Origin of the sequence: Mycobacterium sp. 852002-10029_SCH5224772 (assembly GCF_001667315.1) — a bacterium.
Classification (GTDB): Bacteria; Actinomycetota; Actinomycetes; order Mycobacteriales; family Mycobacteriaceae; genus Mycobacterium.
Genome location: NZ_LZHT01000034.1, coordinates 1 through 22,521 on the forward strand (window position 1 = coordinate 1; position 22,521 = coordinate 22,521).

A 22,521-nucleotide genomic window follows, 5' to 3' on the forward strand; every position below is an offset into this window, starting at 1 on the left:
CAACGCAACCACGACGCCCTGCTGGCCGGGCTGCGCGCCCTGCTGGCCTCCGGCGAGTTGGGCTGCCACAACGGCCTCCCGGTGTCGGTCGTGGTCACCACCACCCTGCAGGATCTGGAAGCCGGCGCGGGCAAAGGCGTCACCGGTGGCGGGTCGTTGGTGCCGATGTCGGATCTGATCCGCATGGCCAGCCACGCCCATCACTACCTGGCGATCTTCGACCACGGCAAGGCCCTGGCGTTACACCACACCAAACGGCTGGCCTCACCCGCGCAACGAATCATGTTGTACGCCAAAGACCGCGGGTGTACGAAACCGGGCTGCGACGCACCGGCTTACCATAGCCAGGTCCACCACGTCACTGGCTGGACCAGCACCCACCGCACCGACATCGAAAACCTCACCTTGGCCTGCGGCCCCGACAACCGACTAGTCGAAAAGGGTTGGACCACCCGCAGAAACGCCCGAGGCGACACCGAATGGCTCCCACCACCCCACCTCGACCAGGGCCAACCCCGCACCAACGCCTACCACCACCCCGAACGAATCCTGAATTACGACGAAGACGACGACCCCGTTTGAGGCTAAGGCAGCACGTCTTCCAGTAGCTCCCCCACGCGATGGCGTTCCCACGCGCTTAGCAGGTTCGACAGCATCTGCAGCGGCGCGCGCACGCTTTCGTCGTCTCTGATGCGCGGATCCTTGCGGGTGCGCGGCACGGTAGCGAATCGCTTGCGGATCAATGCCGGCACGTCCAGCAGCCAGACGACCCCCATCGCGGCCGCATACAGCAGCATGTGCCGGCGCAACCGGGCCGGGTCGAGAAGCGCACCGCCGCAGCGCTCGTATTCCGTGACGAACAGGCGCAGTAGCTCGTCGAGATGTGCGTCCCACATGTCGGTTTCCGCGCCGGACAAGGCTCCCCACAGGGCCATGCCCAGGTTCATCTGGCCGACACATCCCCAGTCCATCAGGCCGCAGTGCAAGGTGCCGCCGGTGTCGCGCCAGAACCACGCGTTGTCGATGTTGGCGTTCCAGTGGCACAGCGCGACATAGTCGGAGTCGTCGGCCAGTTGGCCTGCGATCGCCAGCTCGTGCAGGGCCACGCGGGGCACGTCGTCACGCAGGCGGGCCAGGAATTCCGCTGAGCAGACATTCGCCGGCAGCAGCCCGGGATGGGTCTGCGCGAATTCGGCGAGCTCGCTCACCCGCCGGTGCAGCTTCTCCTCGGACAGTGGCGCCCGCTCCCCGACCGTCGCCGCCTGCACATCCAACGGAAAGTGAGCCGTCAGTTTTGTGGGCAGCCGGCCGGAGCGGTGCGTGCCGGCGAGGCGCGCGAGCGCGGTCAGCAACGCGCGGTAGTGCTCGAGGGGTGCTGGCATTTCGTAGTCGAGGCACTTGTGGTACTGGCGCTCGATCCCGTTGCTGCCGAAGCTGATTCGCTCGGTGATCAACAGGCCTGTGCCGGTGGGGCGGTGGTAGTCGCCGAACTGCGGACACGGTACGGCGATGGGGAATTCCGGGGCCAGCGACAGCGCGGCGAAGCGGACCTCGGGTTCCATCTGTGTCTTGCCCCGGTCGCGCACCGGATTGTCGAGATCTCGGGAGAACTTCACGAACAGGTCGGTGTGCAGATCGGCTGCGGGACGGTCGTATTCGACCGACAGCGCCACTTTGCGTCCGGTGCTGCCACCGCTGATCTCGCGGTAATCGCTGATGCGAGCGACGCTGTTGTCGCCGAGCATGCCCGAGGCCCGAAAAGCCCTCGTGAGGAACGAGGCTCCACCGTTGAGCAGGGTCGCGGGATCGGCCGGGATCGGCAATCCATGCTGGTCGCCGACCACCCAATGCGACGTCACACCGCTACCAGGTCTGCTCGGCGGCGCGCACCAGCATGTGGTTGACTGCAACCCTTCGGTCGCGGGTGACCATGAACAGGACCGCCTCGGCGATATCCTCGGGCCGCAGCATGACCATGCCGGATGTCTGTTTTTCGAAGGCTTCCCGCGATGATTCGGACAGGTGGCTGAAGATTTCGGTATCGACCGTTCCGGGGCCGACCACGCCGACCCGCACCCGCCTGCCCAGCACCTCTTGCCGGATGCCTTCGCTGAACGCGTTCACCCCGAACTTGGTGAGCGAATAGACGGCCGTGTTCGGCCGGGCCACCCACCCGGCGGTGGAGCTGATGGTGACCAGGTCCGCAACACCCCGTGGCGAGTCGGCGGCGGCATCGATCAGGTGCGGCAGGGCCGCACGGGTCGCGTAGAGGACGCCCTGCACGTTGACGGCCAACATGTTGTCCCAGTCCTGCAGCGGCGCTTCGGTCGCGGGCGCCGACTGCATCAGGCCGGCGTTGTTCACCAGAGTGTCGAGGCGTCCGAACTCCGCGACGGTGCGCCGCACGGCGGCCGCCACCTGCTCGGCGTCGGTGACGTCGGCGGTGACGACGAGTGCTGTGCCGCCGGCGGATTCGATCTCGGTTTTCAGCTCGGTCAGTCGCTCGGCCCGGCGTGCCAACACAGCGACTGCCGCGCCTTGGGCGGCAAGTGCTTTCGCTGTCGCCGCTCCGATGCCACTGCTGGCGCCCGTCACCAGTGCCGCGGTCTGTGTCAGAATCATTACTCGCCCAACGTCGGTGGTGCAGCCGGTATTTCGTGGAGGACGTAATCGGTGTCCTCTCCCAAGTCGGGAGCCCCCTTCTCGATCCGGGCGGACCCGCGCGCCATTCGCCACGACGGTCCCAACACCGGTCGCTGGCCTTCGCGATGATCCGAAACGAAACGATACAGCTCGCGGTCCCAGAGTCGTTGATCACCAATCACATCGATCGCGGTGGCGCTCTTGGTCGCCGGCACCCCCGCCGCCCGCAGCCGGTGAGCGAGTTCCTCGGCATCGAGATCGCGGGTCAGTCCGGCGAGGTCGGTGTCGAGCGCGTCGATATGCCGATGTCGCCCGTCGGATGCGGCATACCGGGGATCGTCGGCTAGTGACGTGGCGCCGAGCACGCCGCACAGCCGCCGCCATTCGGCGTCGCTCGCGACGGCCACGCTGACCCAGGAGCCATCCGAGCACGGATAGCAACCATGTGGGCACATGTCGGGATGGTGGTTGCCAGCGGGCCCGAGGCGCCGCCCGGTGAGACTGTGTTCGAGCAGGCAGTCCCCGATCATCGAGGAGAGGGTTTCGACGGCCGACACGTCGACGAATTGCCCCGCGCCGCTGAGCTCGCGGTGCAGCAGCGCCGCCACGGCGGCGAATGCGGCGGCGGCGCCGACCGTGGAATCCCCGTAACGCATGCTGGTTCCGAGCGGGGGCCCGCCGGGGTAGCCGACCAGCGGCGCCAGGCCGGCCAGTGCGGCGAAACAGGGTGCGTAGCCGGTTTGATGGCCCAGCGGCCCGTCGTTACCCCACATCTTGATCGACACCGAGATGATGTCGGATTTGATTTCGGTGAGCCGCTCGTACCCGAGGCCTTGGCGCTCCATCGCGCCCGGGCGCAGGTTGTTGATGACGATATCGCTGCGGGCGATCAGCTCACGCAGTTGCGCCATGCCCTCAGCCGACTTGATATCGATGTCCACGCTCAAGATCTCGGGGTTGATGCTCAGGAAGAACGGTGCGTGATTGATGTCGGTGCCGCCGTAGGCGCGCATCTCCTCGGGCAGCGCCGCGGTTTCGACCTTGATCACCTCGGCGCCCAACAGCGCCAGCAGTTTACCGGCGTACGGGCCGGCCCACACCTTGGTGAGCTCGACGACGCGAACCCCCTCCAGAGGGCCGCCGCGCGGTGCCTTGGGCGGCTTCAGCTGCGCCGAGCGCACCGTCGGTGGCGCGTGGGGAGTGCCGAGACCGCCCAGGACCGACGCGCTGTGTTGACCGAGAGCAGGTGCCGCGGAGTTGATTTCGGCCGGGGACGCGCTGAGCAGGTAGGGCACCGTGGGATACGCCGCGTCACCCAACACGGGATGGCTGACGTCGGAAAAGAAGCCGCGGTGGCGGTACTGGGGCGAGCGGTGCAGGTCTGCGGCGTCGTTGACCGGCACCAGCGGCACGCCCAGGCGCTGAGCCTCGTCGGCCGCCGTCTCCTTGGACAGCTCGCGGACCCACGCCGCGAACCCCCGCTGGAACGCGGCGACCTTGTCCGGGGTGACGGAGAATTCCAGCCAGTCGTCTTCGAACTCGTCGAGCCAACCCGGGCGACCCATGAGCTCCTTGACGCCGAGCCAGTGGGCGCGGCTGGTCACATACAGATAGACGAAGCCGTCGGCGCAGGCGAAAAACGACGCCGGTCCCTGCTGGTCGTAGTCGTCGCGGGTGCCGACGGCGGGGACTTCGCCGGTGACTAAACGCCCCAGAATGCAATCGGCGCGCGAGACCAGGACCGCCTGCTGCGAGACGTCGATATCTTCGCCATGGCCGGTGTGCAGACGCCCGAACAACGCCGCCGCGATGCACAGCGCCGCCTCCAGCCCCGCCTCGTAGTCGGCCAGGAATCGGCCGGGCCCCTGCAGCGGCGGCTTGCCGGGGTCCGGATGGCTGGGTGTGTGATATCCCCAGCCGCTGGCGTGGAACACGTTGATGCTCTTCGCATTCGCGTACTCGGCCGGGGCGTCACGGCCGAACGGCGTGATCGAACAGAACACCACGCCGGGGTGCCGCTGCGCCCCATCGGTGGCGCCGTCATCGATGACCGCGTCGGCGCCGGCGATGAGCTTGTCCAGGACATCGCAATCCGAGGCGGCGTCGAGAACGACGGACCGCTTGTTCGTATTGAGGTAGGCGAACAACGCACTGCCCTCGCAGCCGTCGGCAAGACGGGGCGCCATGGCCCGGGTCGGGCTACCGCGCCCCGCCGCCTCGATCTTGATCACCTCGGCGCCGAAGTCGGCCAGCAGCTTTCCGCAGTACTCGCCCGCGACCGACCCCGCCAGCTCAACGACCCTGAAGGCCGTCAGCGCCGACATGCGCGCCCTCGCAATGCGGTCAGGGCTTCGCGCGGCCGGAGCGACTCAGGCGCCACTCCGGTGGGAAGTTCATGTCGTTGTCCTTGACCACGTTGTTGAGGCCCTTCTCGAAGGTGCCCGCGGTCAGGTCGACCTCCTGCGCGTCGTTGGCGATCATCGGCAGCATGCCCTCGACCATGCCGGTCAGCAAACTGCCGAAGTACTCACCCTTGTGCTGCTTGTAGAGCTCGAGGAACGTCTTCTGCACGGCGACGGTGTCGGTCGGGCGGGCCTTCGAGCACGCCAGCGCGTACTTCAAGGTCTCGTCTTCCAGCTTGTCGCGGGGCACCACGCTGTTGACGAACCCGCACTCGTACATCTCCTTGGCGCTGAACGGCCGTCCGGTGAACAGCATTTCGGAGAACTTGCGCAGGCCCATCGTCTCGGCCCACCACCACAGGCGGGGTCCCCAGCCCACGTAGCGGAATGCCGGGTGGCCGAACAGAGCGTCGTCGGAGGAGATCACCAGGTCGGCGTCGCCCGCCTGGTAGAAGTGCCAGCCGTAGCAGTAGCCCTTGGCCTCGATGATGCTGATCTTCCGAAGTTCTTGCAGCGGCCGGTTTCCCGCCTTGGCCTTGGCGTAGAAGTCGGTGACCGTGGACAGATAGCGGTAGGAGCCGCCGGGCGGGTACTTGACGTCGTCGTCGTTTATCGCGAGCTCGTGCAACAGTGGCATGCCCGGGTTCTCCAGCATCCCGCGCTGTTCGGGCAGGTCCCCGCCGCTACCGAAGTCCTCACCCTCACCACGGATCACGACGACCTTGACGTCGTCGTCCACGTTGCACTTGTGGATCAGATCGGCATAGTTCTGCCGCATCCCCAGCGTGGTGGAGTTCTGCGCGTCGGGACGGTCGAAGGTGATGTAAGCGATCCGGTTCTTCTTGTCCTTCTCGAACTTGATGTACTGCTCGGCTTCTTTCTTCATTTCTTCGTAGTCGTATTCAGGCATAGTCTTCTTCCTTCGGTCGAATTTGATTAGCGCCTACTTGAGCAGAGCGCCCGCGTCGACGGGCAGTGAAACGCCGGTGACATAACGAGATTCGTCAGAGGCGAGGAACAGGACGGCGTTGCTGATGTCGACCGCTTCCACCCAGGGCACCGGCATGGTATGCGTCATCTGTGAGAACGGCGCGAAATCCTCCGGCCCGGGGTTTTCCAGGTCCGGACGAAACAGTCGGAACGTCACCTCGTTGATGGTCATCGGCGTGTTGACCTGGCTGGGGTGTACCGAGTTGACCCGAATATGGTGCTCGCCCAGCTCGACGGCGAATGCTCGCATCAAGCCCAAAACGCCGTGTTTAGCCGCGATGTAGTGGCCGGTGTGGGCCATGGCCTTGTGTGATCCGACAGAGCCGGTCAGCACGATGGAGCCACCGCGGGCACCGGCGATGATATGTGGCACACCGGCTTTCACCGTGTGCCACACGCCGGAGAGGTTCACGTCGATCATGTCCTGCCAGATGTTCTCGCGGATCTTGTGCAGCTTGTTACCGAAGGTGCCGATGCCCGCGTTGGCGACGATGATGTCGAGGCGGCCGAGTTGTTCCACCCCGCTGTCCACTGCGGCCTTCAGCGCGTCGTAGTCGCGGACGTCGACCTGCGCGGTCACGATGCGACGGCCGACGCCCTTGACCAGATCGACGGTCTCGTCGAGGTCTTCCGGCGTTGAGTGCGGATACGCCAGGTTCTCGATCGGCCCGCAGACGTCGATCGCGATGATGTCGGCGCCCTCTTGCGCCAGGCGCACCGCGTGGCTGCGGCCCTGCCCGCGCGCGGCGCCGCTGATGAAAGCTACCTTCCCTGCTACCCGCCCATTCACCCGACTTGTCATCGTGACACCAGCGCCGGCATGCATTCCCAGCCCCGCACCGTGGAGGTCGGGCTGAGGGTGGCGCTGCTCAGGTCGACCTCCCACTCGGGGAATCGCTTGAGGATCTCCTCCAGCGCGACGCGGCCCTCCAGGCGCGCCAGCGCCGAGCCCAGGCAGAAGTGCGTGCCCATGCTGAAGGTGAGGTGCGGGCGGACCGTGCGATGGATGTTGAATTCGCCTGCGTCGGGCCCGAACTGGGCCTCGTCGCGGCACGCCGATCCGATGAGCATCATCATCACGCTGCCTTCGGGCACCGTTTGGTCGTGCACGGTGACATCGCGGGTCACATACCGGGACACGTGCGGGGCCGGGGGCTCGTAGCGCAACAGCTCCTCGATGGCCTGCGGGACGAGCGCGGGGTTCTCGACGAGGTCGCGGCGCTGGTCGGGGTGCTCGGCGAGAACCTTTCCGGACCAACCGATCAGCCGTGTCGTCGTCTCGTTGCCCGCCCCGGCGACGACGTTGAGGTAGACGAGAATCTCCTCGCGGGACAGCCGCCGGGTTGTGCCGGTTTCGTCGACGAACTCGACGTTGAGAAGTTCGGTCATGATGTCGTCGGACGGGTGCTCCGCGCGCCAGTCGATGTAGGCCTCGAACTGCTCGCCGACGGACAGGCCGTGCTGGGCCGCGTCCATGGGCTTGCCGGCCTCGGTGCGCAGCTGGGCGTTGCCGCGGTCGCGGATGTACTCCTGGTCGTCTTCGGGGATGCCGAGCAACATGCTGATGACCTTCATCGGCATCTGCGCGCCCAGGTCGGTGACGAAGTCGAAGTGGCCTGACCCCACCAGCGGATCCAGGAGTTGAGCGCAGAAGTCGCGGATCATCGGCTCGAGCGCGGCGATCCTGCGCGGGGTGAACATCCGCGACAGCAGTTTGCGGTGCACGTCGTGAATAGGCGGGTCTTCGAAGATCAACATGCCCGACGGGATTTCGAGGTTGGCTTTGATCAGCTCCAGGATCGCGCCGCGCGCGGAGCTGTACGTCTCGTGGTCCACGAGCGCCTTGCTGACGTCGGCGTAGCGACTCACCGCATAGAAGTCGAATTCGGCGTTGTAGTACAACGGCGCCTCGTCGCGCAACCGCGCGAACATCGGATACGGATCGGCGATCAGCCCGACATCGTATGGATCGAAACGAACATGGCTGTCGGTGCTCGTCGTCACGAAACCCCTCCTACCGCTGCAGTTTTAGCTACCCGCATCACCGGCACCAGGGCTCGCGCTGCCAGCGTTGCAGCGCTGGATTCGGTCCGGGGCAATTTACACACTCCGCTTAATTGCGTCGCTCTGACACGTGCGCGAGTTCGGCTGAAAACGACGCATGAACGTGAGCTCACTCTATTCTTGTAGAGAACCATACCGGGGGTGCTCTGGCAAGGGCCAGAGGCGCGCGGGCCGCATCCGGACGGGGCTCTCATCGGGACCCGGCCGCCCCCGGGCGCAGCACCCGCAGGCCGCCCGCCTGGGTGAGCCGCCCCTTGCCCGAGCTCTTCAATATCCCGGCCGCGATCGCCGACAAGACCCCGTCGAGCTGTTCGGCGCTGTCGACGATTCGGTCGCCGTGGGCGAACCGCTGCAGCAGCCCGTTGATGAACGTCAGCGTGACGTTGCTCAGGTCCTCGACGACCGCCGGGTCCAGGTCCGCACCGTGCGGCATGAGCTGCACGAGGATTTCCCGGTGCAACTTGGTGAACTCGTCGGTGGCCTGCTGCAGGATCGCGGCCAGCGCGGGGTCGCGCGTGGCCTGCATGGTCAGCTCGTATCGAGCCCTGGTGCGGTACAGCTGCGGGTCGCTGCCGGCTTGGATGACGACCTGCGACAACCGTGAGGGCGCGGGCGCCTCACCGCCGGCATCGGAGCTGTCCGCGATCGCCTGCAGTTCGGCGAGGTCGAGCTCGGCCGACCGCTCCGCGACGGCCCGCAGCAGCGCCGACCGAGTGCGGAAATAGAACGATGTCGTGCCGTCCGGGACGCCCGCCTTGCGATCCACCTTCAAATGGCTCAGCCCCTTGGCCCCGTCATCGGCCAACAATCGAATCGCCGCATCGCATAGATCGCGGCGGCGCTCGGCGGGATTAGGCTTTCGTCGTTTATCCATTGCTGTTCAGGTTCGAGACACTACTCTATATTCGTAGTGTCAGTAAAGGATGGCGTCCTTCGAGCGCGTCGGCGCACCGCACGCGGACCGGCCATCCGGCGCGACGGACACCCGGGGATCGCCCCGGCACGGCACCAAAGAAACTGCGGTGCAAGAGTTCCGAGGACTCAACGGATACGTGAGTAGAGTGTGTTTCGATGAGTCCCCGTCGAGTCCGCGTAAGCAATGCCGTTGCCTGGCTTGGGTCCATCGGTCTGCTTGCCGCGCTGATGTGTGGCTGCCATGCGGCGCACAAGCCCGCGCCGTCCAGCCCGCCGACCACCAAGGCGCCCAGCACTTCCGCCGCGCCGGCCGCGCCGCCGCCGATCATCAAGATTGCGCCGCTGCCCGTCCGGCCCGTGACAAAGTCGCATCCCACGACGCCCGCCACCACGTGCCCGGAGATGGGTCCGAACGTCCCGGTGGCCCCGACCGACGTCCTCGACACCTGTGACCTCGGCCGGGCCAACGTGTACACACTGGGTCCCGAAACCCTGCAGCTCGGGCTGATACACGTGGAGCCACCCAAGGCCCTGACGGCAGACTTTTACGAGGTGACCCTGGTGCTCGACTCGCCGTCGGCGGATGCGTGGGCGACGTTCACCGCCGCGCACATGAAAGACCATGTGGCCTTTACCCGGGACAACCTGGTGCTGGAAGCGCCGATCATCGAGCAACAGGTCACCTCGGGACGGATCGTGCTGACCACCCAAACAGCCGAGCGGGCCGCGCAATTGGCCCAACTGGCGGGTCACCCCGCATGACGCTGACGGGGCGTCCCGACCGCCTCGCGATCGGTATGCTCAGCGTATTCGGCCTTCCTTCAATCGAATTCGTGGATCTGGTCGCGGACTCGGATGTCGTCACATTTCAGCAGCTCGCCTTCTCTCCAGCTTCGGCCCGGCCGCACCGGTCTCCGTGGCGGCGCTACCTGTTGCACCCTTATGGATGACCCCTGCCGCCGGAGCGTCGTGCGGTTTAGAGTCAGGGTATGGGGCAGGTAACGGAGCGCTGGCGCGCCGCTCGGGTGGCATCCGCGCTGTATAACACGGCTGTAATGCATGACGGCGTCGCTGCGGTGGGTGCAAAAGCGCTGTGGGGATTGGCGTTACACGACCTCCTGGACTTGGTTCAACGTGTCGGTGATGCTCCCGCCGGCGCCAACATCCTTGACATCCCGTGCGGTGGAGGTTTTGCCTTTCGCGGCTTGCGCCCCAGGCAGGATTGCCGCTATGTGGCCGCCGACATTTCGTCGGACATGCTGAGGCGGGCACGCAGCCGCGCAACCCAGTTCGGTGTGGCCGACTTGATGGAGTTCACCGAGGCAGATATCACGGATTTGCCCTTCCCAGACAACACCTTTGACCTAGCTTTGACATTCAACGGTCTGCATTGCCTTCCTGACCCGCACGCCGCGGTAGTCGAGCTTGCCCGAGTGCTCAAGCCGGGTGGGATTCTTCGCGGGAGCACGTGTGTACGTGGTCGCGGCTGGCGCCAGGATCGTTTTGTGACGGCGTTGCAGGCGGCCGGCTTTTTTGGGAACACGCCCCGGGCCGGTGACGTGCAGCGCTGGCTCAGGGATGCGGGACTCGAAGTCTTGGTCGCACGGCACAGTGGTTCGGTCGAGCTATTTGAGGCGCTTCGACCCAGCACGTGATCGAGAAGCGGTGGCGGCGGCAGTCCTGGCGCGGTCGCGGCGATTTTCCAGCAGGGTGACTCCCACGGGTGGCTAGAGTTCGGTGTCGAACACGGAAACGGGTTCGAGGAGCACGCCGGTCTCCTCCACGTAGCGATCCCACAGCGCCACCAGCTCGGCCAGCTTGTCGGGATGCGACGCGGCCAGGTCGTCGATTTCACCCGGGTCGGAAGCCAAATCGTAGAGCTGCCACTCGCCCGGACCGTACGGTGCCGGCAGGTGCAGCGCCTTCCAGTCGCCCTGCCGGATGGCGCGGCGGCCGAACAGCTCCCAGCCAGTGCCGGTGTCCGCGTCGTGCACGGTCTCCGCGGCGCCGGTCAGATACTCCACCAGCGAGCGGCCGCGCATCGCGGCCACCTCCCGTCCGCGGTAGGACGTGCCCGGGTGCGCGGCGCCGGCCAGCTCCAGCAGGGTGGGGGCGATGTCCATGACGGTGCTGAACGCGGTGCCGATCTGCTGTTGCCTCGCGAAGCCCGGCCAGCTGACGAAACCCGTCACGCGGATCCCGCCCTGGGTGGTGAAGGCCTTGTGCAGGCGCGACGGCGCGGTGGCGGCTTGTGCCCAGCGCGGGCCGTACCAGATGAAGGACGTGGGCCGGCCGAGGTTGTCGAGGCTGTTGTCGCAATGCTTTTCGATCTGCGCGGCGATTTCCGGGCCGCGCAGCGGCATCGCCTCCACGATCGCGCCCTCGGCGCCGTTGTCGGACAGAAAGATGACGACGGTGTCGTCGAGTTCGCCGCTGGCCGACAGGTAGTCGATCACCCGGCCGACGTTGTGGTCCATCCGGTCCACCATCCCGGCGTAGACCTCCATGCTGCGGGCCGAGTGCGCGCGCTGCTCGTCGGTCATGTCGGCCCACTCCGGTGCCCCGTCGGCCACCACCGGGTGCGCGTTGACGTCGGGCGGGCACAGGCCGAGCCGCTTGAGCGCCGCCAGTCGCTCCGCACGCAGCGCGTCGGGTCCGTCGTCGTAGCGGCCGCGGTACTTTGCCACGGATTCGTCGGGGGCCTGTAACGGCCAGTGGGGCGCCTGGAACGGCAGATAGGCGAAGAACGGGCGGTCGTCGCCGGGCGCGCGTTCTTCCAGGTACCGCAGCAAGGTGTCGGTGTAGGAGTCCGACGAGTAGAAGTCGTCGCCGACGGTGACGAATCGGTCATCTTCGGTGTAAAGCGTTGGCACGGGCGAGAACCCGCGCGCCCCCGCGCCCCCGTAGTGGCTGGCACCGGCGGGCAGCAGCGCGAACGAGCGCTCGAAGCCGCGCGCCCACGGTGACGTCTCGATCGTGGCCCCCAGATGCCATTTGCCCGACATGAGCGTCAAATATCCGGCGTCGCGCAGGAGTTCGGGCAACGCGACGACCCGATCGTTCAGATAGCCCTCGTAGCCGGGCGCGCCGCGGAATCCCGGGGACGCGACCTCGAGCATCGTGCCGATGCCGGCGATGTGGTGGTCGGTACCGGTCAACAGCATCGCCCGGGTCGGTGAGCAGGCCGGCGCCGAATGGAAATCGGTGAGCCGGATCCCGGCGTAGGCCAGCCGATCGAGGTTGGGCGTCTCGATCTCGCCGCCGAACGCGCCGATGTCGGAAAACCCGAGGTCGTCTGCAACGATCACGAGGAAGTTGGGGCGCTTCACGCTCAAGCATCCTGCCAGGTCCCTCGGCACGGTGGAATGCTGCCGCACCGGCCGAGCGCCGATATTGTCAGGGCATGGAGATGTTGGCGCAGTTCGGGATGTCCATTCCGCTGGTTGCGGCGCCCATGTCGGGCGGCCCGACCACACCGGCCATGGTGTCGGCCGCCGCCCGCGCGGGCGCTCTGGGCATGCTGGCCGCCGGCTACAAGACCGTGGAGGCCATCGAGGCCGAGATCAAAACCGTTCGCGCCGAAGGGATCCCATTCGGCATCAATGTGTTCGCACCGAACCCGGTGCCGGTCGACCCGCAGCGCTACCGGGCCTACGCCGCGATCATTCAGGCCGACGCCGACCGGTTCGGCCTGACGCTGCCGTCCGAGCCCATAGAGGACAACGACAGATTCGACGAGAAGATCGAACTGCTGCTCGACGATCCGGTTCCGATGGTGTCGTTCACGTTCGGGATTCCGCCGCGCGACGTGATCGCGGCGCTGCAACGAGCCAAGAGCGTGGTGGTCCAGACGGTCACGACGGCCGAGGAGGCGGCGCAGGCACACGACGCCGGGGTCGACATGCTCGCCGTGCAGGCGGCGGCCGCTGGCGGGCACTCCGGCACCCTGTCACCGTTGCGGCCGTTGACGCCGGTCGGAATCGTCGACCTCGTCAAGCAGGTCGTCGCGACGGTTCCCCTGCCGGTGCTGGCCACCGGCGGGCTCGCCACGACGGCCGCGGTGGCCGAGGTGATCCGGGCGGGCGCGGCCGCGGCCGCCGTCGGCACCGTGCTGCTGCGCGCCACCGAAAGCGGCGCGTCGGCCACTCATCAGGCCGCCCTGGCCGATCCCGCGTACACCGAGACGGTGCTGACCCGGGCCTTCACCGGCCGCCCGGCCCGCGGCCTGCGCAACGCGTTCATCGACGCCCACGAAGCCGAGGCACCAACGGGGTATCCCGCCATCCACTACCTGACCAGCCCGTTACGCAAGGCGGCAGCGGCGGCGGGAAAGCCGGACTACGTACACCTGTGGGCGGGCACCGGATATCGGCACGCCACCGCCGAGCCCGCGACCGACATTCTGCGTCGACTGGCATCCGACCTGTGACAGTTCAGTATTCGAAGCGGTTGAGCACGTCGTAGCCGCGCCCGCCCGTCATCCACGTCAGCGTGTAGATCATCCGCACCACAGTCGACGGGATGTGCTCGTAGCCGGCCAGCGCGGGCGTCTGCTCGAGGAACCGCAGCCGGGGATGCCAGTCCGCAAGCGTGCGTGCGTCCCGGATTCCCCAGGCGATGATGCCTCTGGTGAAGACCTTGGACAGCAGCGGCGCCAGGGCGGACAGCGTATCGAAATGCATTTCGCCGCCGGGGAATCGGTCGATCAAACGCGCCAGCAGCTGCCGGACTTGCTCCTCGCGCAAGTACATCAGCAGGCCCTCGGCGACCACCAGGGTGGGGCGCCCGGTGGGGACGTCGTCCAGCCACCGCAGTTCGGTCACCGACGAGCCGATCATCCGGTAGCGCTCGGTGTCGTCGTAGAGCTGCCGCCGCAGCCCGATGACACTGGGCTGATCGACGTCGACCCACGAAACCGAGGGCGGCACGGCAAGTCTGAAGGCCCTGCCATCGAGGCCGCAACCCAGGTGCAGGACGACGGCGTCGGGATGACGGGCGAGGAAATCGGCGCACCAGTCGTCGAACTTCTTGGCGCGCAAGGCGACCAGGTATTGGTTGGTGGCGGGCAGCGTGCTCCGACGCATGCGCGAGAAGTCGTAGTTGATCCGGTCCACGGCATCCGCGGCCACCTTGTCCCCCAGAATCGGCCGCTGCGAACGGCTTTCGCATGCGCGCAGATACAATGTGACGAGGTTCGTCCATTCCACGGAGCCCCAGGCAACCGAGGTGAAGTCGATTTTGTCCGCTGCGGTCATGGCTGTCTCCTTTTCGCCCGGTATTCGGTCCACATTTCCAGGAGCTGATCGCGGTAGGCCCGCGTGCAGAATTCGCAGAAATCGCGGAAGTCCTCGACGCGCCGGCGTTGTTCGGCACGGTCCTCACCCAGCACGGACAGCGCGAACTCGGCGGGCTCGATCCCCCGCCGCATCAGCGACAGCTGGGTTTCCAGCACGCTGGTGAACCCGCCCGGCGTGACCCGGTAGAGGTGTTGACGGTTCGGGCTCGGCAACCGCTCCACCATGCCGCCTTCCAGCAGCTGGCGGGCAACGGTGCTGACCGACGCCTTGCTCACCGACAGCGCAGCGGCCAGCTCGGTCAGCGACTGCTGTGGCGGATCGCAGATCAGCAGCCACCCATAGAGCCGGCCCATCGTGCGGGTGGCGCCCAGGAGCTCGAAGAACAGCCCGAGGCGGTCGACGAACTCGGCCTCTTCCGGCGACATGAGCCTCCATCAGATCGTTCAGTACATACTAAACGTAACGTACACCAAGTGAGCCACTCACGGAACCCGCGGAGATCAACGATGCCGGCGCAACCTGGCAGGGTCAGAACGCGTCGGGGTCCTGCTGCACCGCGTCCGGCACCGGGTGCCGATACAAGCGGGATGCGTTCTCCCAGCTGAATTTACGGATGACGTCGGGCGGCAGATCACCGATCTGTTCGTGGATGGTTTGTTGGGTGTGCGGCCACGTCGAATCGCAATGGGGGTAGTCGGCTTCCAGCATGATGTTCTCGACGCCTATCCGGTCGCGCTGCACGAACGACGACTTGTCTTCGACCGCGCAGAACCAGAAGTTGCGGATCAGCACCTCCGCGGGGGTCAGTCGCTCACCGAGCGCTTCCCAGGTGCCATACATCGCGTGGTAGCTGAGCATGTGGTCGAGCCGGTCGAGCAACCCCGCCACCCAACCGATTCCGCCTTCGGACAGGCAGATCTTCAGCTCGGGAAACCTGCTGGGCAGCCCGGAATACAACCAGTCGACCGCCGCGGAAATGGCATAGGCGAAAAACAGCACCCCCTGCACGTCCGGTGGCGCGTCCGCGGTGGTGGACGGCGACGACCCCGACGATCCGATGTGCAGGTTCACCACGGTGCCGGTCTCGGCGCACGCGGCCATCATCGGATCCCAGTGGTCGGTGTGAATGCTCGGCAGCCCCAGCATCGCCGGGTTCTCGCTGAACGTCATGGCGTGAAAGCCACGTTCGGCGTTCTCGTAGATCATCTTCGCGCCGAGCTCGGGATCGAGCAGCCACGGCAACTGGCATCCGATGATGCGGTCGGGATACGTGCCCGCCCAGACGTCGAAATGCCAGTCGTTCCAAGCCCGGACGGACGCCAGCGCCAGGTCGCGATCGTTGGTCACTTGCTGCAGCCGCTGTCCGGCGAAGCCCGGCAGAAACGAGGGGAAGTTAAGCGAGGCGTAGATTCCGTTGAGGTCCATATCCTTGACGCGCTCATGGATGTCCCAAGCGCCCCTGCGCATCTCGTCGAATCGGACCGGCTCGAAACCGTACTCCGCCACCGGCCGGCCGACCACCGCGTTGAACCCGACGTTGGGTAGCTCTTGGCCGTCGTACACCCAGGTCTGTCCCCCGGTGTCGGTGTCCACGACTTTGGGCGCCCGGTCTCCGAACCTGCGGGGCAGGCGGCCGGTGAAGGTGTCCGGGGGTTCGACGATGTGATCGTCGACCGAGATCACGGTGTAGCGGCGCGGCGCCCGGGGCGGATCGGGCAGCAAGGTGACCGAACGCTGCGCGCCGGTCTTCGCGGTGGTGAATCTCAGGTCGGTGGCCAGCTCGTCGATCGATTTCACGCGTCAATCTCCTTGTGGCTCAAGTCAGCACATCGGGATCGGCCTTGATCGTCATGCGCGCCGCCCCGGCCCAGTACACGTCGGCGGCCCGTTCGATCAGCGAGCGTTGCATGCCGGCCATGTCCGACCACTGCATGGCCACCGGCTCCTTGCCGGTGAGCATCACGTCGTAGGCCAGCTTGCAGACTCGTTCGATCGAGGCCGCGCGGTAGACGGCTTCGGGGAGGTTACGCCCCGTCGCGATGACGCCGTGGTTGGCCAGAATCGTCAGGTTGGCGCCACCGATGCGGGCCGCGAGGTCCGCGGCGCGGGCGGGGCTGTCGACCTCGCCGTCGTAGGCGTCGAGAAGGCACAGGTCGTCGAGGAACAGCGAACCGGTTTGGTGCACCAACTCCGGCAGCCTGCCCAGCGCGGCGAGCACGCAGACGTAGTACGGGTGGTTGTGGATGACCACCCGGGCGTCTTCACGGGCGCGGTGCAGTTCGGTGTGGATGTGGATGGCCGGCGTGACGTCCCAGCGGCCGCTGACCACGCGCGCGTCGGGATCCACCACACAGATATCGGAGGCGGTGAGCTCCTGCCACCACAGACCCCATGGATTGACAAGCATGTCCGTCTGGCCGTCGCGCTGCCAGGTGATGTGTCCGGCCATGTTCTCGGCGAACCCGATGCCGGCGAGGTGACGGAACGCGATCGCCAGCGCCTGCTCGTGGGAGAGCTCGACGCCGATCGGCGGAACCACCGACGGTGCCCAGACTTCCAGCCCGCCTCGGCGTGCGTTAGGAGCGTTCATGACCAGCCTCCATCCTGGCACCAATATCCTCGCGAAGTCGGCCTTTGGCTATCTTTCCGCCCGACGAGCGGGGCAGTTCGTCGAGGACGATGAGTCGCTCGGGCAGCAGTTCCTTGGAAACTCCCAGTGCCAGCAGGTGTTCGACGAGCGCGGCAAGGTCGATGGTGGCGGAGTCGGTGAGTTCGGCGTAGAGGCAGACCCTTTCGCCGAACACCGGGTCGGGCATCGCGACCGCCGCCGCCACCCCGATGGCCGGATGGGTGGTGACGGCGTCTTCGACCTGGCTCGCGCTGATGTTCTTGCCGCCGCGCACGATGAAATCGGAGGTGCGCCCGGTGACCCGCAGATAGCCGTCCTGGTCGATTTCACAGATGTCGCCCATGCGCATCCACCCGTCGCGGGTGAACAACGTGTCGTGGTCGGTGCCGCCGAGATAACCGAGGCTGGTCGCCGGGCCCCGGCACGCGGGCTGGCCCCGCCCCGTTGCGGTGACCTCGCGGTCCCCGTCGAACAGCCGGACCGACATCTCGGGGATGATGCGACCGCCGGTGCGCAGCCGGCGTTCGCGCGAGTCGTCGACGGTGGTGGCGCTGAGCATCCCGGTTTCGTTCGAGCCGAAGAACTGCAGGATCTTGGCGCCGGTGAGCTCCTCGAACTCCGCCGCGGGCCGATACGGCAACGCCTCCCCGCCGGTATAGACGACGCGCAGCGAACTTAGGTCGTGTTCGCGGCTGGACGGGTCCGCCATCAGCATGGTCAATTGCGTGCTGACGCAGCACAATACGCTGACCTTGTGCTGGGAAATCGCCTCACACGTGGCTCGGGTGGTGAACCGGTCCAGGATCACCGCGGTGGTGCCAAGGTAGATCGGCGTGGTGTGGCTGGTCCAGAGCCCGAACCCGAACGGCGTGGGTATCACCGGCAGGAAGACGTCGTCCGGCGTCAGCTGCCCATTGGCGACGGCCTTCTGGTGGAAGTAATACCAACGGTTCTGGGAGTGCACGACGCACTTGGGCAGCCCGGTGGTCCCGGACGTGGAATTGATCAGGAAGACCTCGTCGGGGCCCAGCTGGGAGTCGCTCGGGAGCGCCTTGGGTTTGGTGTCGACATCCAGGCGAAGCGTCCGGCTCAGGAGCAGCGCAGGCAGCCCGAGTTCGTCGGCCACATCCGCCGCGGCCACACGGTGGGATTCATCGCTGATCAGTACCTTCGGCCGGGCGCTGCGCAGTATCGCCGTGGCCTCGCGGGTCCCGGCCCGCGCGCCGACACCGACGACCACCGCCCCGCAGCGTTCGATCGCCACGAACAGGACGTGGATGGCCGCCGAATCACGGTGCCATACCGCCACCCTATCCCCGCGCACGACGCCGAAGCCCGCGAGCGCTTCGGCTAAACGAGTTGCCGCGTGGTCGAATTCATGCCAGGTCAGCGATGGGCCGGCATGGTCGATATAGGCGGGACGGTCTGGTGCTTGCTCGGCGTTACGACCCACCGCGTCCGACAGCGTCGTATCGCACCACCAGCCCGCGGCGCGAAACCGAGCCGGGTCCTCATCGGAGAATGCCGGCGACGACGCGATATCCAGCCCACCGGCGCTCATTCGGTAAATGATAAGAAAGCGTCCGCGAACACCGGCGTTAGGGATTCGGCGCGGCGCGCACCGCCCGTTCATCGGCGCCCGGACGGCACACTCCAAGAATCCGTCAAGACGATCCAAAGAGGGTTATGTCGGCCGCGGCATTGGGATCGGCAGCGGCGCGGGTGGTTTGAGTCGGCTGCTGGCCCCCGTGGCCCACCTCCGACAGCGAATATCGTGCGCAGCGCCTAGACATCGCCTCCGGCGGGGACCGCCGCCCCGGCGCTTGTGTTCTCCAACGCGGCGACGAGGTGGGCGAGATCGCGGCGCCGCGATCCGGCGGGCCACACAACCCAGGTACGACGTACCAGCGGTCGTCCGGCAAGGGGCAGCCAGCGAACCGAGTCCGGAAGCGGTTCCAATCGCCCGGCCGGCGCCAGCGCGAATTTCCCACCCGCACTCACCGTGGCCAGCTTTACTTCCGGCAACAAATCCTGGTCGTACGACGCGGGCGGGCCGGGCTCAATTCCGTGGCTGCGCAGCACGGCCGTCAATTCGTCGTACCAGGCCGGGCTGCCAGCGCGAGGAAACCCAAGCCACTGCGGACCCGACAGTCGGTCCAGCCGCACCGCCCCGTCGACGAGGTCCATCGCGTCGGCCTGCTCGACCGCGAGCAGCACACCGAGCGGTTCTTCGATCACCATCGAGACGTCGAGCCGTCCACCGAGCGGACGTTCCCGCACCAAGCCCACGTCCAACTCCCCGGCGTACAGCGCTTCGGTCTGCTGGGCCGTCGACAGATGGCGAACCTTTACCACGGTCAACGGGAAGGCCGTCGACAGCGACGCGAGTGCCCCCGAGAGCGGCTGTGCCGGCAACTCGAGAGGAACGCCGACCCGTAGTGACCGGCCGACCTGCGCCGAGTGCTTCGCCATCGCGGTGATCGCTTGGTCGTAGCGAGCGATCACCGCGCGCGCCTCGCCCAGCAGCGTCATACCCGCCGGTGTGGCCGCCACGCCGGCGCTACTGCGAGTCAACAGCTGCACGTCAAGCTCCTTCTCGAGGGCCTGGATCGTCTGTGACAGCGACGGCTGGCTGATGTGCAGACGACGCGCCGCCGCAGAGAGCGCCCCGTCCTCCACCACCGCGACGAAGGCTCGCAAGTCCCAGATCTCCATGCAGTACTCCAACACGCCGTCGACCCACGGGTGTTCCATCGCAGTATCCGATGATGTCCATCGCGCATCGGAATGGGCGATGTTTGACGCCGGCGCCCCGTCGTCCGGTTGTATTGAGGGATGCCTGACAAGGAGCCGGCCACATGAACGCCGCGGAAGTCACCCGGTTGCTCGAAGGTTATCGATCCTCGGGGCGCACCTTCAGCGCCGACGGCATCTCATCGTTCGTGATCGAGGCGGGCCCGCACGACGCCCCGCCGGTCGTGTGCGTGCACGGCGTTCCGGCATCGGCATACCTCTATCGCAAGGTGGTGCCGGAACTGGGGATCCGAGGCTTGCGCGGCATCGCCGTCGACCTGCCCGGGTTGGGATTCGCCGACCGGCCCGCCGCCGCCGACTACACCTGGACCGGGCTCGGCCGGTGGCTGCTCTCGGCGATCGACGCCTTGCAACTCGATCGCTTCCACCTTGTGGTGCATGACATCGGCGGCCCCGTCGGATTCGAGGTGGCCAACGCCGTGCCCGAGCGGGTGCTGTCGTTGACGCTCCTGAACACCATCATCGAAGTGGAATCATTCCATCGGCCCTGGCCCATGGAACCTTTCGCGCATCGCGGCATCGGGGAAGCCTGGTTGGCCTCGATGCGGGTACCGGGCGCCTTCCTGGCGATCATGCGACTAGTCGGGGTGAGTCGGCGCGTCCCGGCCGCCGAACTCGCGTGTTGGCTGCCGCTGCTGTTCGGTGACGACGGCGGGCGAGCGTTCCTGAAAATCATGCGCGGCTTCGAACTGACCGCCGCCAAGCAGCAGCACTACCTCGCGGCGCTGCGCCAAACGCGGTACCCCGTACAAATCATCTGGGGTGAGCGCGATGCGATGCTCCCCTGGCGGCGTTACGGCGTCCAGGCCCAGCGCGCCGCCGGCGTGGGGGATCCGATTCTGTTGCCGGCCAAGCATTTTCTTCAGGAGGACCACCCCGAGGAGATCGCCGCGGCGGTTCATCGCCTGACGACGCGGACCGCGTAGATCGCGGCGCTGATCCCAAACATCGCCGCGGTCAACAGCAGCCAGCGAATCAGGAACGGGTCCTGGGTCTGACCGGTCGCGGCCCAGTATGTGGTGGCGCCCTGCTTGATGATGCCCGGAAGGAACACCACCAGCGTCAGGCCCGCCCCCAGCGCGGGCACCCGGATGTGATTGACCACAGGCACGCGCGGCGGCGCCAGCCGAAGGGTCCCCGACAGTATCCGGTCAAGAAACGCGTAGACCGGGAACAACACCAGGTCGTGGGCGACGATGGCCGCGGCGAACCACACGATGATCGACTGCCACCACACGTGCGGGCTCCACAGCGCGACCGGTTTGAAGGTGGCCACCACGTAGCCCAACAACGCGAACCCGGCGATCAGGGTTAGCAGATGCAATGGGCCCGACCCATAAAGCCGTACGAAAGCCGCTCGCGCGCTACGCATTTGCGGCCTGTCGGAAGTCGATGGACTCCACCCACTTGGTGTTGTGCACCCCGGGCAGTGCCGGCACGATGATGCGCGCGGGGTAGCCGTGGTCCGGGGACAGGTCGGTGCCGTTGACCCGCAACGCCAACAGCGCATCGGGGTGCAGCACCTGGTTCCCCTGCAGTGTCGCGCGGCCGAACGGACCCGAACGTTCCAACGACGAGACGTGCGCCGACTCCGGTGCGGGAACGCCGGCCAATCGAGCTAGGTCCGCCAGCCGCACACCGGTCCAGGTTTGGGTGGTCGACCAGCCTTCCACGCAGGCGATCGGCAGCACCGCGGTGTGCTGTGGCATCGCCATGAGCGCGGCGCGCTCCAGTGCCACGGGGCGGGGACCGCCGCTCAGGGTAAGCCGCCAGCGCTCGCCGGTGTTGTCGGCGGAAATCCCGGCCACCTCCGCGGTCCTATTGATCTCGAAGTCGTTGGGTCCGGCCCCGCGCGTGCGCCCCCGCGGCAACAGCAGGGCTGTGGGTCGCGTGTAGCCGCCCAGGGTCTGGCCCGCGGTGATGACGGCCATGAACAGGGCACCGCCGCCCACCAGCGCCAGGGCGCCGCGGCGGCTCAACGTCGCCGGGCGCGGGTCCGCGGCGACCAGCCCGTCCGGCTCCCACCGCTCCGCTGTGGTGTCGGCGCGCCCGGTGCGCAGGACCTCGCGCGGCGCGATCGAGCGCAGGCCAGACCACATGGTCGGGAGCTTGATCGCGATATGCACGACGAACCCGGCGATGAACACCCAGGTGCCGAAGTAGTGCGCGGTGTAGAAGCTGAAACCGAAGATGTAGTCGTACTGGATGTTCAGCACGCCCGTGACGATTTCGAACAGAATGCCCCCGACCAGCATCAGCAGCGAAACCCGTTCCAGCAATTGGGCAATGGACCGGGCAGGCGGCCACACAAACAGCCTCGGTATCACCGACCACAGTTTGGCGAGTACCACCGGGATCAGGACCAGGCCGAGCCCGACGTGCAATCCCTGGGTCAGTCGATACAGCCAGGACGGGTTGGTGGGCCAATCGAACGTCGGGAGCTTCAGCCACCCCACGCCGCCGGGGATGGCCTGGCCTAACCGCGGCCCGTAAGCGATGTAGGACAGCAGGCCGGTGATGATGACGATCGGCAGCGTCACCAGGAGCACCGATCCGAACACGGATGTCAGCCACGGCCCCCGCAGGGGGCTGCGCCACCGTTGCGCTCGCCCGACACCCGGGGGTGGGTGCTCGTCCAGCAGGCGCCACAGCCGCGCGGGGAACCCGTAACCGAGGGAATCAGTCGTCGGTTCGCTGTCTTCGGCATCGGATCTGCGGATGCGGTGCATCATCGATGATCATCCATGACCGGCCGGGAAAAATGGTT

At 66.7% G+C, this 22,521-nt stretch carries 21 protein-coding genes; 5 read left to right on the forward strand and 16 right to left on the reverse strand.

Translation table 11 applies throughout. From position 1 onward, the window contains the following. A partial coding sequence (locus A5775_RS07600; RefSeq protein ID WP_156660608.1) for an HNH endonuclease signature motif containing protein occupies positions 1-582 on the forward strand: 582 nt, incomplete at its 5' end. Between the two features lie 2 nt (positions 583-584). On the opposite strand, the gene A5775_RS07605 is transcribed toward A5775_RS07600, so the two are convergent. The 7 genes from A5775_RS07605 to A5775_RS07635 all read right to left on the reverse strand — a co-directional run bounded on the left by A5775_RS07605 (position 585) and on the right by A5775_RS07635 (position 8,973). Further along, a complete protein-coding gene (locus tag A5775_RS07605) occupies positions 585-1,844 on the reverse strand; it encodes a hypothetical protein (protein WP_082952916.1) in 1,260 nt (419 codons plus the stop codon). A gap of 19 nt (positions 1,845-1,863) precedes the next feature. Then, positions 1,864-2,622: an SDR family NAD(P)-dependent oxidoreductase gene (locus A5775_RS07610; RefSeq protein ID WP_067250112.1), complete on the reverse strand. Its 759-nt coding sequence runs from the start codon at positions 2,620-2,622 to the stop codon at positions 1,864-1,866. Continuing rightward, complete coding sequence (locus A5775_RS07615) at positions 2,622-4,967, reverse strand: CaiB/BaiF CoA-transferase family protein (protein ID WP_067250115.1); 2,346 nt, start codon at positions 4,965-4,967, stop codon at positions 2,622-2,624. The genes A5775_RS07610 and A5775_RS07615 overlap by 1 nt, the downstream gene beginning before the upstream one ends. A gap of 19 nt (positions 4,968-4,986) precedes the next feature. Next, a complete protein-coding gene (locus A5775_RS07620) occupies positions 4,987-5,955 on the reverse strand; it encodes an enoyl-CoA hydratase/isomerase family protein (protein WP_067250119.1) in 969 nt (322 codons plus the stop codon). A gap of 33 nt (positions 5,956-5,988) precedes the next feature. Further along, positions 5,989-6,825, reverse strand: a complete 837-nt coding sequence (locus tag A5775_RS07625; protein ID WP_082952917.1) for a mycofactocin-coupled SDR family oxidoreductase — start codon at positions 6,823-6,825, stop codon at positions 5,989-5,991. 8 nt (positions 6,826-6,833) lie between these two features. Next, the gene (locus A5775_RS07630) at positions 6,834-8,039 is read right to left on the reverse strand and encodes a cytochrome P450 (protein ID WP_067250126.1); all 1,206 of its coding nucleotides are present in this window, start codon (positions 8,037-8,039) and stop codon (positions 6,834-6,836) included. 250 nt (positions 8,040-8,289) lie between these two features. Next, a complete protein-coding gene (locus A5775_RS07635; protein ID WP_067250129.1) occupies positions 8,290-8,973 on the reverse strand; it encodes a TetR/AcrR family transcriptional regulator in 684 nt (227 codons plus the stop codon). Between the two features lie 197 nt (positions 8,974-9,170). Here A5775_RS07635 and A5775_RS07640 point away from each other — a divergent pair, with 197 nt between their 5' ends. Together A5775_RS07640 and A5775_RS07650 are read left to right on the forward strand one after the other, a co-directional pair. Further along, positions 9,171-9,776 carry a preprotein translocase subunit SecD gene (locus A5775_RS07640; RefSeq protein WP_067250132.1) on the forward strand — a complete coding sequence of 202 codons (606 nt, stop codon included), beginning with the start codon at positions 9,171-9,173 and terminating at the stop codon, positions 9,774-9,776. A 227-nt stretch (positions 9,777-10,003) separates the two neighbouring features. Beyond that, the gene (locus tag A5775_RS07650; protein ID WP_067250139.1) at positions 10,004-10,669 is read left to right on the forward strand and encodes a class I SAM-dependent methyltransferase; all 666 of its coding nucleotides are present in this window, start codon (positions 10,004-10,006) and stop codon (positions 10,667-10,669) included. Between the two features lie 72 nt (positions 10,670-10,741). On the opposite strand, the gene A5775_RS07655 is transcribed toward A5775_RS07650, so the two are convergent. After that, positions 10,742-12,343: an arylsulfatase gene (locus tag A5775_RS07655; RefSeq protein ID WP_067250142.1), complete on the reverse strand. Its 1,602-nt coding sequence runs from the start codon at positions 12,341-12,343 to the stop codon at positions 10,742-10,744. 74 nt (positions 12,344-12,417) lie between these two features. Here A5775_RS07655 and A5775_RS07660 point away from each other — a divergent pair, with 74 nt between their 5' ends. Next, complete coding sequence (locus A5775_RS07660) at positions 12,418-13,443, forward strand: nitronate monooxygenase family protein (RefSeq protein ID WP_067250146.1); 1,026 nt, start codon at positions 12,418-12,420, stop codon at positions 13,441-13,443. Positions 13,444-13,447: 4 nt separating this feature from the next. Here the strand turns inward: A5775_RS07660 and A5775_RS07665 are convergent, their stop codons facing one another. The 6 genes from A5775_RS07665 to A5775_RS07690 all read right to left on the reverse strand — a co-directional run bounded on the left by A5775_RS07665 (position 13,448) and on the right by A5775_RS07690 (position 19,694). Then, a complete protein-coding gene (locus A5775_RS07665; protein ID WP_067250148.1) occupies positions 13,448-14,269 on the reverse strand; it encodes a class I SAM-dependent methyltransferase in 822 nt (273 codons plus the stop codon). Next, the gene (locus A5775_RS07670; RefSeq protein WP_067250151.1) at positions 14,266-14,736 is read right to left on the reverse strand and encodes a GbsR/MarR family transcriptional regulator; all 471 of its coding nucleotides are present in this window, start codon (positions 14,734-14,736) and stop codon (positions 14,266-14,268) included. The genes A5775_RS07665 and A5775_RS07670 overlap by 4 nt, the downstream gene beginning before the upstream one ends. Before the next feature lie 103 nt (positions 14,737-14,839). Continuing rightward, positions 14,840-16,108 (reverse strand): amidohydrolase family protein, encoded by a 1,269-nt coding sequence (locus tag A5775_RS07675; RefSeq protein WP_067250154.1) that lies wholly within the window; start codon positions 16,106-16,108, stop codon positions 14,840-14,842. Positions 16,109-16,127: 19 nt separating this feature from the next. Next, positions 16,128-16,901 carry a class II aldolase/adducin family protein gene (locus A5775_RS07680; RefSeq protein WP_067250157.1) on the reverse strand — a complete coding sequence of 258 codons (774 nt, stop codon included), beginning with the start codon at positions 16,899-16,901 and terminating at the stop codon, positions 16,128-16,130. Beyond that, positions 16,888-18,501 carry a class I adenylate-forming enzyme family protein gene (locus A5775_RS07685; RefSeq protein WP_067250160.1) on the reverse strand — a complete coding sequence of 538 codons (1,614 nt, stop codon included), beginning with the start codon at positions 18,499-18,501 and terminating at the stop codon, positions 16,888-16,890. The genes A5775_RS07680 and A5775_RS07685 overlap by 14 nt, the downstream gene beginning before the upstream one ends. Positions 18,502-18,725: 224 nt before the next feature. Then, positions 18,726-19,694 (reverse strand): LysR family transcriptional regulator, encoded by a 969-nt coding sequence (locus tag A5775_RS07690; protein ID WP_082952918.1) that lies wholly within the window; start codon positions 19,692-19,694, stop codon positions 18,726-18,728. Positions 19,695-19,798: 104 nt separating this feature from the next. Here A5775_RS07690 and A5775_RS07695 point away from each other — a divergent pair, with 104 nt between their 5' ends. Next, entirely contained in the window at positions 19,799-20,680 is an 882-nt protein-coding gene (locus tag A5775_RS07695; protein ID WP_067250165.1) for an alpha/beta fold hydrolase, read from the forward strand. Here A5775_RS07695 and A5775_RS07700 read toward each other — a convergent pair. Next, a complete protein-coding gene (locus tag A5775_RS07700; protein WP_067250169.1) occupies positions 20,653-21,126 on the reverse strand; it encodes a hypothetical protein in 474 nt (157 codons plus the stop codon). The two genes, A5775_RS07695 and A5775_RS07700, sit on opposite strands and share 28 nt — an antisense overlap. After that, the gene (locus A5775_RS07705; protein ID WP_082952920.1) at positions 21,119-22,483 is read right to left on the reverse strand and encodes a molybdopterin-dependent oxidoreductase; all 1,365 of its coding nucleotides are present in this window, start codon (positions 22,481-22,483) and stop codon (positions 21,119-21,121) included. The genes A5775_RS07700 and A5775_RS07705 overlap by 8 nt, the downstream gene beginning before the upstream one ends. Between the last annotated feature and the right edge of the window lie 38 nt (positions 22,484-22,521).